Annotated in this window: 11 protein-coding genes; 8 read left to right on the top strand and 3 right to left on the bottom strand. The window is 58.5% G+C overall.

The features are described 5' to 3' along the window. Positions 1-13: 13 nt before the first annotated feature. A complete protein-coding gene (locus Q1K29_RS16260) occupies positions 14-754 on the top strand; it encodes a DUF502 domain-containing protein (RefSeq protein WP_300396157.1) in 741 nt (246 codons plus the stop codon). Here the strand turns inward: Q1K29_RS16260 and recG are convergent. Beyond that, complete coding sequence (gene recG, locus Q1K29_RS16265) at positions 704-2,770, bottom strand: ATP-dependent DNA helicase RecG (protein WP_300396158.1); 2,067 nt, start codon at positions 2,768-2,770, stop codon at positions 704-706. The two genes, Q1K29_RS16260 and recG, sit on opposite strands and share 51 nt — an antisense overlap. A 98-nt stretch (positions 2,771-2,868) precedes the next feature. Here recG and Q1K29_RS16270 point away from each other — a divergent pair, with 98 nt between their 5' ends. The 4 genes from Q1K29_RS16270 (at position 2,869) to Q1K29_RS16285 (ending at position 8,586) form a co-directional block, all read left to right on the top strand. Beyond that, positions 2,869-3,141, top strand: a complete 273-nt coding sequence (locus Q1K29_RS16270; RefSeq protein ID WP_300396160.1) for a succinate dehydrogenase assembly factor 2 — start codon at positions 2,869-2,871, stop codon at positions 3,139-3,141. A gap of 62 nt (positions 3,142-3,203) precedes the next feature. Then, positions 3,204-6,656, top strand: a complete 3,453-nt coding sequence (mfd, locus tag Q1K29_RS16275; RefSeq protein WP_300396162.1) for a transcription-repair coupling factor — start codon at positions 3,204-3,206, stop codon at positions 6,654-6,656. Positions 6,657-6,770: 114 nt separating this feature from the next. Further along, positions 6,771-7,868 (top strand): CaiB/BaiF CoA-transferase family protein, encoded by a 1,098-nt coding sequence (locus Q1K29_RS16280; RefSeq protein ID WP_300396164.1) that lies wholly within the window; start codon positions 6,771-6,773, stop codon positions 7,866-7,868. A 346-nt stretch (positions 7,869-8,214) separates the two neighbouring features. Then, positions 8,215-8,586 (top strand): helix-turn-helix transcriptional regulator, encoded by a 372-nt coding sequence (locus Q1K29_RS16285; protein WP_300396166.1) that lies wholly within the window; start codon positions 8,215-8,217, stop codon positions 8,584-8,586. On the opposite strand, the gene Q1K29_RS16290 is transcribed toward Q1K29_RS16285, so the two are convergent. Continuing rightward, positions 8,583-9,554, bottom strand: a complete 972-nt coding sequence (locus tag Q1K29_RS16290; protein ID WP_300396168.1) for a LysR family transcriptional regulator — start codon at positions 9,552-9,554, stop codon at positions 8,583-8,585. The two genes, Q1K29_RS16285 and Q1K29_RS16290, sit on opposite strands and share 4 nt — an antisense overlap. A gap of 130 nt (positions 9,555-9,684) precedes the next feature. On the opposite strand from Q1K29_RS16290, the gene Q1K29_RS16295 reads away from it, so the two are divergent. Together Q1K29_RS16295 and Q1K29_RS16300 are read left to right on the top strand one after the other, a co-directional pair. Then, complete coding sequence (locus tag Q1K29_RS16295) at positions 9,685-10,254, top strand: hypothetical protein (RefSeq protein ID WP_300396170.1); 570 nt, start codon at positions 9,685-9,687, stop codon at positions 10,252-10,254. Next, complete coding sequence (locus Q1K29_RS16300) at positions 10,254-10,901, top strand: N-acetyltransferase (RefSeq protein WP_300396172.1); 648 nt, start codon at positions 10,254-10,256, stop codon at positions 10,899-10,901. Before Q1K29_RS16295 ends, Q1K29_RS16300 begins: the two co-directional genes overlap by 1 nt. A gap of 469 nt (positions 10,902-11,370) precedes the next feature. Here the strand turns inward: Q1K29_RS16300 and Q1K29_RS16305 are convergent, their stop codons facing one another. After that, a complete protein-coding gene (locus Q1K29_RS16305; protein WP_300396174.1) occupies positions 11,371-11,577 on the bottom strand; it encodes a hypothetical protein in 207 nt (68 codons plus the stop codon). A gap of 776 nt (positions 11,578-12,353) precedes the next feature. On the opposite strand from Q1K29_RS16305, the gene Q1K29_RS16310 reads away from it, so the two are divergent. Further along, complete coding sequence (locus tag Q1K29_RS16310) at positions 12,354-13,790, top strand: type IV secretory system conjugative DNA transfer family protein (RefSeq protein WP_300396175.1); 1,437 nt, start codon at positions 12,354-12,356, stop codon at positions 13,788-13,790. Positions 13,791-13,792: the final 2 nt, after the last annotated feature.

Raw genomic sequence — 13,792 nt, forward strand, 5'->3', positions numbered from 1 at the left:
CAGGAGCGCCTTGATGGCAAAAAGGACCAAATCGGAAAACGGGATCATGAATCCGAAGCCCAGAAGGCCCAGTCTCTGGGCCTGGCTGAGAGGGCGATTCCTGGCCGGCATGGTAATCGCCGCCCCCGTCGCCGTAACGTTCTATGTCCTTCAGTTCCTGATCAATTTCATCGACAACAGGGTGAAGCCCCTGCTGCCGCCGATTATCCAGCCTGAAACCTACACCAACTATGCAATTCCTGGCTTCGGCGTTCTTGTGATGATCGTCGCGCTGACGCTTCTCGGTGCGATTACAACGAATCTCATCGGCCGCTCGATCATCAGCGCAGCGGACCGAATCCTCTCGCGCCTGCCGATCGTCCGAAACGTCTATGCCGCGTTCAAGCAACTGACCGAGGTCATCGCGAACAACCAGCAGGCCTCCTATGACCGCGTGGTTATGATCGAGTATCCCAAGCGCGGCTCCTGGTGCCTCGGCTTTGTTTCAGCTGGGGCAAAAGGCGAGATACGGTCGCGTCTTGGCGAAGGGTTTATTGGCGTATTTGTACCGACAACGCCCAATCCGACATCCGGCTTCCTGATGTATGTGAAGGAAGAAGAGTGCATCGAGATGGACATGAGCATTGAGGAGGGGGCCAAGATGATCCTGTCGGCCGGTCTTGTCGTGCCGGACTATGGTGAGGACGAGGCCCCAGAACAGCGCTCACTTCCCCTCCCGGACGAGGGGGCTGAGAAGCTCTCGAAGCAGGCTTAGGGCCTGTCCGCGTTCGCCTGTGAGGCCGGGGTCCCTTTCAATCGCATAGCGCGCGTCTGTCCGGGCAACCGGGATCAGGTCAGCGTGTTCGGCAAGATCAAGGACGCGGTAATCGACTGCTCCCGACTGGCGGACGCCCAGAAGGTCTCCGGGGCCGCGCAGGCGGAAATCCGCTTCCGCGATCTCGAAACCGTCTTCAGTGCGCCGCAGCGTCTCCAGTCGCTCCCTGGCGAGATCGCCGATAGGGGGGCGGTAGAGCAGCAGGCAGTATGATTTCCTTGTTCCACGGCCGACACGACCGCGCAGCTGGTGTAACTGGGCGAGGCCGAACCCTTCAGCCCGTTCGATGACCATGATCGTGGCATCCGGAACATCCACGCCAACCTCGATCACGGTTGTGGCAACGAGTATCCTTGTCTTGCCGGTCCGGAAGGCTTCGAGCGCCTCATCTTTCTCTTCGCCACGCAGGCGGCCATGGACGAGACCCACCGGCGCTTTGAGCCAATCTTGCAGCATCGCCGCACGCTGGACTGCCGAGGCATCGTCGTCATCAGCATCGACGCGGGGACACACCCAGAAGACCCGTTCGTCTCGTGCCATGGCCCGCCCGACCGCATCGACGACCTCGTCCAGCCGTGTATCGGCAATAACCCGGGTCTCGATGGGCTGGCGGCCCGGAGGCTTCTCATCGAGGATGGAGATGTCGAGATCGCCGTGCACGGCCTGCGCAAGTGTCCGCGGAATAGGCGTTGCGCTCATGACCAGCATATGCGGGGCGGCCGCCTTGCTCGCCAGCCGCATCCTGTCCATGACGCCGAAACGATGCTGTTCGTCGACGACGATCAGGCCAAGTTTGTTGAATCGCACACCCTCCTGGAAAAGCGCCTGTGTGCCGGCAACGATCTGGATTGATCCGTCAGCCAGACCCATAAGTGTTCCTTCGCGAGCCGGACCACGGTCGCGACCGGTCAGCGCGGCGACCTCATAGCCCAGGGGGCCCAGCAGCGCCGCTATGTTTTCATATTGCTGACGGGCGAGCACTTCGGTCGGCGCCATGAACGCAGCCTGATAGCCGGCGCTGACCGCCTTCACCGCCGCGAGCGTTGCCACAAGGGTTTTACCCGAGCCAACATCGCCCTGAAGCATCCGTCGCATCGGGTGGGCCTCAGCCAGATCTCCGGAAACGTCCTTAACGGCCCGGATCTGCGCTGACGTCATCTTGTAGGGCAGGGAGGCAGCGACTTTATTCAGTGCCTCACTGCTCGAGACCAGAGCTGGTGCATCCTTTTGCGCCCTGGCAAGCCTGGCGAAGGCGAAGACCGTTTCCCGCGCCAGAGCCTCATCATAGGCCAGGCGTTCCTTACACAGAGCGAACGCGTCTTCATCAAAACTCTGCGGTGCGTGCAGGCCCTGTAGCGCAGCCTTGAAGGTGGGCCACTTTCGGTCGGTGAGCAGATCATTTCCCAACCATTCCGGGAGGTCGTTTGGCACATGTTCCAGGGCGGCTAGCGCTGCATTGTGGACGCGCTTGTTGGTCAGGCCTGCGGTCAGCCGATAGATCGGTTCGACAGCCGGCGGACGTTCTGATTTTACCGGATCGAGAATATAGTCAGGATGCGACATCTGCCGCTCGCCCTGATAATCCGTAACCAGACCGGAAACGATCCGCTCCTTGCCGATGGGAAACTGGCCCTGAAGCCATCGAGGATCCGCGCGAAAAAAGGTCAGCGTCAGGAAACCTGTGCTGTCGAACAGCTGGATCCGATGTGGCGCCCGGTCGGTATAGGGGGCCTTGTAGGCGTGCACCTCACCCTGAACCGTGGCCACTTCGCCGGGGACCAATTCTTCAAATGAGGCTTTCACGCGCCGGTCGAGCCATCTGTCCGGCAAATGAAGCAGCAGATCCCAGACATGCTCACCGTCGACCAGCCGCTCGAAGACCGGCTTCAGTTTCGGCCCGATGCCTGTGAGGCTGTCAATTGGCTCGAAAAGGGAGAAGAGTCGCTCGTCGCGCATGGCGGTCGCGACAATACCGAAAGCACGGCTGCGGGCAATTGAAGATGAAGGCTGGGAAGCACCGCCCGCGTGCCCTATGTGAACGTGTCAGGAAGGCAATGGACAGAAAAGATATGGATGCGAGACGCCGCAAACTGATTTTCCGCGCCTCACGGCGCGGGTTCAAGGAAATGGACCTCATCATGGGCCAGTTCGCCGATCAGCATGTCAGCGAAATGGTGGAGGGTGAGCTTGAGGAATTCGAACGGCTGCTCGCAACACCGGACTGGGAAGTCTATGCGTGGCTTGTTGGCACAAAACCTGTTCCGCCAAATTATGCAGGCCCTGTTCTGGACCGGCTACTGAGCTTCGAGTACGAGCCAAGGACCTGATCACCGACTCGCTTCTGCAGCGCGTCTGACTTGTCCTGACCCACTCCGATCCGCTCTCCGCCATGCTGAATAGTGACATTCTGAAGACCCTGTCTGCCCCGACCATCGTGTCCGGCGCACCGTTCGGCTATGATCTCCTCGCCCTGCAGGAAGCGATCGAGGCAAGCGGTAAGCTTGCCCTCTATGTCGCCCGGGACGACAAGACTGCATCAACAGCGCTCAAGGTGGCGCAATTCAATCGTCCGGGCATGGACGTCGTCCATCTGCCCGGCTGGGATATCCTTCCCTATGATCGAATGAGCCCTAGTCCGGCAGTGGCCTCGCAACGCTGCGCCGCACTTGCCCGCATTGCGCAAGCCGCCGGGAATGGAAAGCCGCTCCTGATCGTCACGACAGGATCCTCGCTTATCCAGCGCGTGCCGCCCCGTGAAACCATGCGCACGGCAAGCTTCTCGATGGTGGTCGGCGAGCGAGTCGATGAAAAAGCGCTGACGGACTATCTCAACATTAATGGCTATTCCCGCACGAGCACGGTGCGCGAACATGGCGATTACTCCATCCGTGGCGGTATCATCGACATTTTTCCGCCGACAAGCCCTGAGCCTGTCCGTCTCGATCTGTTCGGCGACACGCTGGACCAGCTCAAGGCTTTTGACGCCGAAAGCCAAGTCTCGACCCGCCCGCTCAACTCGGCGACGCTGGCGCCGGTGTCCGAAATCCTTTTCTCCGAAGAGACGCTGAGCCTCTTTCGGGAGAAGTATCTAGCGACCATAGGTGCCCCCTCAGGCGACACGATGTACGAGGCGGCGCGCGCCCAGATCCGCCGGCAGGGCCTCGAGAACTGGCTACCGCTCTTCTACACGCACCTCGAAACATTGTTCGACTATGTCGGGGAAGATGCCCTTGTCGGGTTTGGCTATCTGGCAGGCGAGGCAAGTTCGGAGCGCCGCTCGCAGGCGGAGGACTATCATACGGCTCGCCTTGAAGCCGCAACCGATGACCGGCCAGCGCGTGTTCTGGAGCCTGATGCCCTCTACATGAACCCTTCAGAACTCGAGAACACGCTTAACCACCGTGGCGTGTCGCGTTTTCAGCCAACGCCAGTCGAAGGCGCAATCGATCTCGGGGCAAGACCAGGTCGCGACTTCGCTCCGGAGCGTGCGCGCCCTGATGTCAATGTATTTGAGGAAGCTGCAAGGCATGCCCGCCAATTAAGGGACAAGGGCAAGACCGTAATATTCGGCGCGTGGACAGCAGGGTCTGCGGACCGGCTGACCAATGTGCTGGACGACCATGGATTGGGGGACCTTCCCAGGTCTTATTCCCTGGAGGCCGCGCAGTCGGCCGGTTTGTCTGTCTGTGAGCTGCCGCTCGAACAGGGTATCGAAACCGATGACTTCACAATCGTCGCCGAGCCCGACATTCTCGGCGACCGCCTTGCTGCGCCACGGCGCAAGCGGAAAGCCGCCAATTTCATTGCTGAAGCCTCCTCGCTGAATACCGGCGACCTGGTTGTTCACGTCGATCACGGTGTTGGGCGCTATGAAGGGCTAAAGACGCTCGAACTCACTGGCGCGCCCCATGATTGCCTGGAGCTGACCTATTCAGGCGGCGACCGCATATACCTGCCCGTCGAGAATATCGACCTGATCAGCCGTTATGGCAGCGAAGATGCTGAAGGCGCGATGGACAAGCTTGGCGGTGTCGGCTGGCAGACACGCAAGGCCAAGGCGAAGAAACGCATTCTCGAAATGGCCGCCGAGCTTCTCGATATTGCGGCTGCGCGCGAGCTGAAACGCGCCGATCCGACAACGACAGGGCAGGGGCTCTATGAGGAGTTTGCGGCCCGTTTCCCCTATGAAGAGACCGATGACCAGCTGAACGCCATTGAGGATACGCTGGAAGATCTCGCGAGCGGCAAGCCGATGGACCGTCTAGTTTGCGGGGATGTCGGTTTCGGCAAGACCGAAGTCGCGCTTCGCGCCGCTTTTGTGGCGGCCATGAGCGGCATGCAGGTCGCCGTTATCGCACCAACGACGCTATTGTCGCGACAGCATTTCAATTCCTTTGCTGAACGGTTTGCAAACTGGCCAGTCAAGGTGAAACACCTCTCGCGCATGGTGAGCCAGGGCGATGCGGCGAAGACCCGCGAAGGGCTGACCTCTGGCGACGTTGATATCGTGGTCGGCACCCATGCGCTCCTCTCCAAATCCATCGAGTTCAAGCGCCTTGGCCTCCTGATTGTCGATGAGGAGCAACGCTTTGGCGTAAAGCACAAGGAGCGGCTGAAAGAGCTGAAGGCCGATGTGCACGTGTTGACACTCTCGGCGACGCCGATCCCACGCACGCTGCAGATGGCACTGACCGGCATCCGCGACCTCTCCATTATCGCCACGCCACCCGTCGATCGACTTTCCGTGCGGACCTATGTCACGGAATTCGATACAGTCACACTTCGCGAGGCATTGCTGCGCGAGAAGTATCGCGGTGGTCAGGCTTTCTTTGTGGCGCCGCGAATTTCCGATCTGGACGAACTCGAAGCTTTCATGCGCGATAATGTGCCGGAGGTGAGCTTCATTGTGGCTCATGGCCAGATGCCGGCAACCGAACTCGAAGATATCATGAGCGCGTTCTATGAGGGGCAATATGATGTCCTGCTTTCGACAACCATTGTCGAAAGCGGCCTCGATATTCCGCGCGCCAACACATTACTCGTCCACCGGGCTGACCGGTTCGGCCTTGCCCAGCTGTATCAGCTACGTGGTCGCGTTGGTCGCTCAAAGCTGCGCGCTTATGCCTATCTGACAACCCCGCGCGACCAGGTCATGACGCCGGGGGCAGAACGCCGGCTTCGTATCCTGCAATCCCTCGACAGCCTCGGTGCAGGCTTCCAGCTGGCCAGCCATGACCTCGACATGCGCGGCTCCGGCAATCTTCTTGGCGACCAGCAGTCCGGGCATGTCCGCGAAGTCGGTGTGGAGCTTTACCAGTCCATGCTGGAGGACGCCGTGAACGCCCTGAAGACCGGACGGGGCGAGGGAGATGAAGAGGTCGCTGACGACTGGTCACCGCAGATCAATCTCGGTGTCGCCGTGCTCATTCCGGAAGACTATGTGACCGATCTCAGTGTCCGTCTCGGGCTATACCGAAGACTGGCCGATATCGACACTGAAGAGGGCCGGGAGGGCTTTGCAGCAGAGCTGATCGATCGGTTCGGACCGCTGCCTGACGAGACGAAACAGCTACTTGAAATCACCGCCATCAAGGCAGCCTGCAAGACGCTCGGGATTTCCAAACTCGATGCTGGGCCAAAGGGGATCGTGATCGCGTTCCGGGAAGATACGCCCGTGGACCCGGGGCAACTCATGGCGCTTGTTCGCTCGCGGCCGACACTCTATCGCCTGCGGCCAGACTCCAAGCTGATCATATCCCAGTCCCCCGACGACAAGGAAAAGCGGATCAAGCTTGTCAGGACAGTGCTCAACGAATTGTCCGGTCTCTCTGTGACCGCCTGACGCAATCCGGGCGACGTTGGGGAATGGCTTGGCAGCGCCTTTGCCATGCCTATGGTCCCGCTGAAAGGCCCGGTCAGGGCGACAACCATCAGAGCAGATCAGGGAGAGACGAAGATGGCCAGCGGACCTCTAGACGGAATCAGGATTGTTGAATTGCAGGGGATCGGTCCTGGACCGTTCTGCGGGATGCTTTTGTCCGATCTGGGGGCAGATGTCATCCGTATCGACCGGGCAGGGGGCGGTGGACGTGCAGCAACGCCCGCCAATGTCGAATCACGAGGCCGTCGGTCGATCGCCCTGGATCTGAAAAATCCGGATGACGTGGAAACAGCGCTGAAGCTGATCGAGAAGGCTGATGGCCTGATCGAAGGCTTTCGCCCCGGTGTAATGGAGCGTCTCGGGCTTGGCCCCGATACCTGCCTCGATCGCAACCCAAAGCTCGCCTATGGGCGGATGACAGGCTGGGGCCAGACAGGCACCCTGTCTCATGCGGCCGGTCACGACCTCAACTATATCGCTCTTACCGGCGCGCTCGGGGCGATGGGACGCAAGGGAGAGGCCCCTTATCCGCCGCTCAATCTGATTGGCGATTATGGGGGCGGCGCCCTCTATCTCGCCTTCGGCTTGCTGGCGGCGGTCCTGAGCGCACGGAATACGGGTGAAGGTCAGGTGATCGACGTGGCCATGACAGATGGCGCCGCCTCTCTGTCATCCATGTTCTATGGCATGCGGGCCATGGGCGTCTGGAGCGACGAACGTGAAGACAACCTCCTCGATGGTGGCGCTCACTTCTATGATTGCTATGAGACCAGCGACGGCAAGTATGTCTCGCTGGGGTCGATCGAGCCGCAATTCTACGCATTGTTGCTGGAGAAGGCTGAGCTGACGGATCCGGACTTTCAAAGTCAGATGGACCGCAAGAAGTGGCCAGACCTCAAGCAGAAGATCGCAGCCGTCATGAAAACGAAAACGCGCGATGAATGGTGTGAGATCATGGAAGGCACAGACGTTTGCTTTGCGCCTGTGCTCAGTATGGCGGAAGCTCCGGAGCACCCACATAATGTCGCGCGTGAGACCTTCGTGAACTATGAAGGGGTGACCCAACCAGCCCCGGCACCCCGTTTTTCCAAGACGCCAGGAAAAATCCAGCGTCCCCCGGCAAGTCCCGGGACACATACCGACGAAATACTGAAGGATTGGGACGTTTCCTGACGCTGTCGCAAGGCGCCAATACTGAAATCTGTCACAGAAGTAACATGAATGACGGGCAACAACCTGTCATTTATCCTGTTCAGGTGAAGTCTGATAGGGTCGCTGAGTCAGCCTTGGACGAGCGTGTACTACGTTGGGTTTAAGCGTTGACGTCCTTCTTGCTAGACCTCGGCCGCCCAATGGGCGGCCGCTTTTTTATCAACTGCCTGTCACGCAACGGGATAGGGGTGGCTGTAAAAAGAGTATGTAAAAATATGTAACGCACTCCCATATTGCTCTTACGCGATCTGAGGTCGAAAGTGATTTCATCGCATGCACTCATATTTGAGTTGAATTGAGGGGTAATATGGTGACTGTTCTTTCCGCTTCGCCCAGAAAGGTAAGCGACGCAGATAGGGGTATTGGGCAACTCGTACGCCAGGCGCGTCGACGGGTTGGTATGACCCTGGATGATCTGGCCAAGAAGCTGGGCCTCTCATACCAGCAGGTTCACAAATACGAGAACGGTACCAACCGGATTAGCGCAGGTACGCTTGCGGCTATTGCCAATATTCTTTCAGTGCCCGTCGATCACCTCTTTCCAGAAGATGCGCTTGCAGACAGGAATGGTGAAAACTCTGAACTCGACCGTATGCGCGGCGAGGTTAGCCGGCTTGTTCGCACAATTGACGATCCCAAGAAACTGGAAGCAATCGTAACGATCCTGAAAACCGTCTAGCCGGTCTTCTGCTTCTTCTGCGAGGCCTTCTCGTCCACGCCGCGCTTGCTGGGGTGGACGAACGTCTCCATGAACCACGGATAATTGTCCTGGCTGAACTGCTTGCGCACCCAGTCGATGACAATCCGTCCGCGTGAGAGGCGCTGAAGGCGCTGGGTGTAGACCAGCCAGAAACGGATGGGGGCGATTTCCTGAAGCGCGAGCGGCACCAGCCGCGAATCTATGTCGGCCACATAGGACGGCATGAGCGCGATTCCGCCGCCTTCGGCACACACTTCGCGCAACACTGTGCCCGAATTGGTCGTGACAGAATAGGTCAGCGCTTTTTTCAGATCGTAGGCGCGCGATGTCCATTCATCGATCTGGTTTTCATAGGCTGAATGAAGCAGGCAAGTGTGCCCCTGAAGGTCGAACAGGCTGCTAGGTTCGCCGTGACGTTCCAGATAGTCCGGTGAAGCAAAGAACATGTAGTGCAGCACGCCGAGCCGGATCGACAGGAGATCCCGGTGGCGCGGCTCGTCGAAACTGATGGTCATGTCCGCATCACCCGAGAGAAGGTTGACCTCATCATCAGTGATGTTCAGTTCCAGTTCGATACCCCGATTGGTCTCGAGAAAGTCCGGAATTGACCGTGTCAGCCAGTGAGAGGCTATCCCGTCACTGGCCGCCATGCGGATGCGACCGGTGCCCTCAATGTCGAGTGCGCAGACATCGTTCCAGATCGAATTAGCTTTGTCGGTGATTGCCAGAACATGCGCTTCCACGAGGCGACCGGCTTCCGTCAGTTCAACGCCTCTGTGAGTGCGGACAAGAAGCTCGCAATTGAGCTTGCGTTCGAGATCGTCAATTTTCCGGCTGACCGTGGGTGTCGATTCACCAAGACGTTTGGCTGCTGATGTCAGGCTTCTGAGTTCAGCAACGACACTGAAAACACGCAGCTTGTCCCAGTCGAGATGCTCGACACTCATTTCACAAACTCCCCAGACGGTTCAGCGACAGTCGAACTCTTTTGGTGCCCGGTGGAGGCAGAAAAGTAAAACGATCTATTGACAACTTACGCGCGAATTTACAGTTTTCTCCCGCCAGGGGAGAGCTCCAATGACGATTCATCAGCAAGTTGTATACGATACGAATTTACCATACTGCACGGTTTCACCAAGAGACATGGCGGCCGCCATGGGTGCACACGGCCTGCGTAGATGCGATCCTGTACAGATCGAGACAGCGCTTGCGCTGGGAGAATCGCTGATCCACAGCCAGCTGGCGCCAGCACAAGTTGTATACACACTCGACGCAATTTCACAGATGACGGTCTGGGTGACGGGGGACCCCGTAGAAGGTCTTTATCTCATTGTCCCGCTGACTCATGAGGGCAGGGTGGCGGTCGAATCCGGAGACTTCAATCCAGGTGATCCGGCCCTTCGTCATGTGGCCCCGGCGCGGACGCCCATCTTTGGCCTGTATGTGGGCTGCTATGCTGGCGCAACGAAAGAAGCCCGTCGCGCGGTCATGAGCGCATCTGCCCAGGTTCGCGTGTCATTGTATGGGCCGGTGCCGTGCTTTGCGCGCGGTGCAACGGAAGACGGCGCGCGCTCGATGCAGGCACTGGGGTTTCGCCGCCTGCAGGGTGGCTTGCCAGACCTTTTTGTCTTTGACCCCATCGTCTGATGAAACCGTCTGCGCTTGCCTATCCGGAGATTGGCGCGAAGGTGCTTCGAGCGATCCCTGCGCAGCATCACTTCGAACGGACAGACGTCCGCGTTGCGCGAACACTGGATGACCTCCAGCAGGTATTTGCCATTCGTGCGGCTGTATTTCTCGCCGAACAAGATTGTCCCTTTCATGAAGAGTATGATGGCAACGACCTTGCCAGTCTGCATCTTTTCGCGTCGGTCGCAGGAGATCCCCTGGCGACCTTGCGGCTGCGCTGGTTTGCCGGGTTTGGTAAGGTTGAGCGCGTTTGCATCCTGTCACGCGCCCGTGGCCGCAAGCTGGATCGCATCCTCCTGGCGCATGCCTTCGAGATCGCGGCGAGAAAGGGCTACCGTCTGATGATGGGCCAGATCCAGGCCCGTCTCTGGCCGCTCTGGTCCCGCGTGCTTAACTGTAACCTTCGGGAGGGCCGGCCGGGCTTTTCCTTCTCTGGCTATGATTATCTCGAAATACTCATCCCGGTTCCTGCTCACGCTGAAGCTTTGACTCCGCAGAGCGCCCCTTATGTCCTGATCCGCCCCGAGGGAAGCTGGGACGCTGCCGGGATCCTCGAGCAGACGACGTTACAAGCGCAACAACAGGAAGGTGACCAGGCCGCGTGAAGGTGGAGGTCAATTTTGCGTGCCGCCCCTTGGGCCAGGGGCAAGGGATAAAGAGAGAATAAGCTGCTGGCGGGTGACACCCACCTAATATCAAATCATCTATGGGCCGCATAAAGGTTTGACGATAAAACTATGATTTCAAACCGATTAATAAATCAAATTAAACTAGAGAAGCGCCCGCAGTTTTTGAGTTTCAGTGTCTAATTGGCCGACCAGAGGCGACGCAGATCAAAAATAGAGAACGGTCTTCTCTCGGCCCGCACTTCGCGATTCCGCCAATTAGCGGCTCAGGCGATCGAGGAGTGTCGCTTTGAGTACAATGGCAAGAACTCGTTCAATAACTTAATCACGTCATCGGCGTCGTCGGCTCGGTAAATGCGGTCGTTCTCGATATCAGCGTATCTGACACGTTCATCCAGCCGCTCGTCTGCCAAGCGGCCACTCCAGCCTTCGCAGCTCAAAGCAACGATCAGACGTTTGTGCATCCAGGCGAAAGCGAGTTCGGACAGGCGCCGGAGGCGCCGGGCGTGCGGTTGTTGGTGAGCACCTCAACTGCGATCTGATGATGTCCGGCCCAGGCCTCGATGCGGGGAGCTAGCGCATTCGTAGCGGCCCGGCCATCATCTACGATGAGAACCAGATCGGGCCTGCGGGTCTGGGCCGCGAGTGATGGCAAGCACCTGTCCATAAGCAACTGTTCGCGCTGACACGTGGCGATGATAACGGCCACGCGAGGCGGCGTCGTCGAAGAGGTCTTCATTTAACACTTGGGTCTGCGGAGCAGCATGGCGTGACAGAAGTGAGGATCAAAACTGATCCAGAGCTTCCCAACCGATACCGTCCTGTTGACGCTAAGGGTGAGCTCACACGCTCCGGTGACAAATGTAAAGGTTTGCGCCGGCTATCGCTGTTGCAAGCGAAATGCGGACAGTCTGACATCAACCGCGTTTTCTCGGTCGACACATCTTCGGGTAAACATATTAAAGCCCTTGAGCTCGATCTGCGAGACAACTTGGGCCACGTTGCTAAACACACTCCCTTGCAACAGCCGAATGAACCGAGGTTCCAGAGAGTGTCGAACTGTCAAAAACGACTTTCGACACGGGCGTCGTTTCATCGTGATTGCGCCCCAGAGCAACACTAAAATAGCCTATGGAGGTGCCAAGGACGGATCCAGTTCCGGGCTGACGCTAATTGATGAACACTAATTGGGGGTTCAGCTCTAAAGCACTCGATGCGGGTATTGACCGTTCGCTGCACCGTTGCCTAAACTTCCGGTTCTGCAAGTTTTCTGACGTTGTAGCCGGTCCGGGATCTCATTTCGCTCAATGCCTGGTCTGAACACATGCCCCCTGAGTTTCCACATATCGGGACGTGTCAAGGTGCACGGGGGACGTTTCTGCGCGCGGCGAGAGATAACGTGGACCGGCCCGCAGTTGGAAAGCGGGGAATATGTCTGATCTGAAATTGCCGGATAGTGTCCCAGAAGATGGGCTCTTGGTCGGATACAGCCTCGAACATGAGCGCCACAGACCCGTTGTCGGCTTTGCCTTCGGGAATGAGGATGAAAATGCGACCACAGGCTTCCTCGAACCCATCGTTTATAAGGGCGGTGGCCATCTGATGACCATTGCACCGACCGGTGCAGGCAAGGGAGTGAGCGCAATCATTCCGACGCTTTTGCGTCATCCAGGGTCCGTGATTGTCATCGACCCAAAGGGCGAGAACTATGCAGTGACTGCACGCTGCCGCCAAGAGATGGGCCAGCGGGTTGTCCTGCTCGATCCCTTCCGCATCACTGATACCGATAAGACCGATACGTTCAATCCACTGGACCTCATCGATCCGTCGTCGCGTGGTGCCGTCGACGAGGCCGCTATCCTAGCCGAAATGATCGCGCCGCCAGCCAACAGGCAGGATCCATTCTGGGAGAATCGCGCCCGTCAGCTCATCACGGGCCTGCTCCTTCATGTGGCGAGTGCCCGCCCGCCTCTTCTGAAGACGCTGTCGGAAGTGCGCTACCTGCTGAACCAGAAGGCCGAGGACATCGATTTTACGGCGAAGGAGATGCGCCGGTCAAAGCTAGACGAGGTCAGGATGATGGCCAGCATCTTAGACACGGCGGAAAGCCGGGTGCGGGCCTCCATCCTGTCCACAGCCCAGCAGCAGATGGAATTCATACGAGGTGGTCTTGTGGGAGCGGCTATGTCCCGAAGCAGCTTTCCTGTTGATGACGTCACACGCGGCGAGGATCTGTCAATCTATCTGGTCATTCCCCCAGATAAGCTTGATAGTCACCGGCAGGTTCTGCGGCTCTGGGTCGGGGCGCTCATGGTCCTGTTGCTACGCCGTCGACACCCACCGCGGCTCAATACACTGTTCATGCTGGACGAAGCCGCCCAGCTCGGCCCATTGCGCCAATTGCGCCAGGCGATCACGCTCCTGCGCGGCTATGGTCTGCAGACTTGGAGCTTCTGGCAGGATCTGAGCCAGCTATCGCAGCTCTATCCCGATGCCTGGGAGACGATGCTGAACAATTGCCGCGTGATCCAGGCTTTTGGCTTCACCAATCTATACATGACGCGGACGCTTGCGGACCGAATTGGTTATCCCGACAGCCGGGAGCTGCTCGGGCTCGACGCCGACGAATTGCTGCTCATGATTGCAGGAGATGAACCCGCCATCGCGCAGCGCCCCAACTATCTGAGTGATCCGTGTCTTGAGGGGCTGGCAGATCCCAATCCCTTCCATACGCGCGAGGTCGATGCCGAAATTACTGCAGTGCGGCCACGTCGGCGCGTTCGAAGGATGCCATCCGCTGCGGCAAACGGAACTGGCGCGGATAAAGCCGCGCTTGCGGCAGACGGGGCTGGCGATAAGGAGAGGTAAGG

Origin of the sequence: Henriciella sp., from assembly GCF_029937755.1 — a bacterium.
Classification (GTDB): Bacteria; Pseudomonadota; Alphaproteobacteria; order Caulobacterales; family Hyphomonadaceae; genus Henriciella.

Coding starts and splice junctions, on each gene's coding strand:
- Q1K29_RS16260 (WP_300396157.1), top strand. CDS start 14: ATGGCAAAAAGGACCAAATCGGAAAACGGGATCATGAATCCGAAGCCC.
- recG (WP_300396158.1), bottom strand. CDS start 2,770: ATGCGCGACGAGCGACTCTTCTCCCTTTTCGAGCCAATTGACAGCCTC.
- Q1K29_RS16270 (WP_300396160.1), top strand. CDS start 2,869: ATGGACAGAAAAGATATGGATGCGAGACGCCGCAAACTGATTTTCCGC.
- mfd (WP_300396162.1), top strand. CDS start 3,204: ATGCTGAATAGTGACATTCTGAAGACCCTGTCTGCCCCGACCATCGTG.
- Q1K29_RS16280 (WP_300396164.1), top strand. CDS start 6,771: ATGGCCAGCGGACCTCTAGACGGAATCAGGATTGTTGAATTGCAGGGG.
- Q1K29_RS16285 (WP_300396166.1), top strand. CDS start 8,215: ATGGTGACTGTTCTTTCCGCTTCGCCCAGAAAGGTAAGCGACGCAGAT.
- Q1K29_RS16290 (WP_300396168.1), bottom strand. CDS start 9,554: ATGAGTGTCGAGCATCTCGACTGGGACAAGCTGCGTGTTTTCAGTGTC.
- Q1K29_RS16295 (WP_300396170.1), top strand. CDS start 9,685: ATGACGATTCATCAGCAAGTTGTATACGATACGAATTTACCATACTGC.
- Q1K29_RS16300 (WP_300396172.1), top strand. CDS start 10,254: ATGAAACCGTCTGCGCTTGCCTATCCGGAGATTGGCGCGAAGGTGCTT.
- Q1K29_RS16310 (WP_300396175.1), top strand. CDS start 12,354: ATGTCTGATCTGAAATTGCCGGATAGTGTCCCAGAAGATGGGCTCTTG.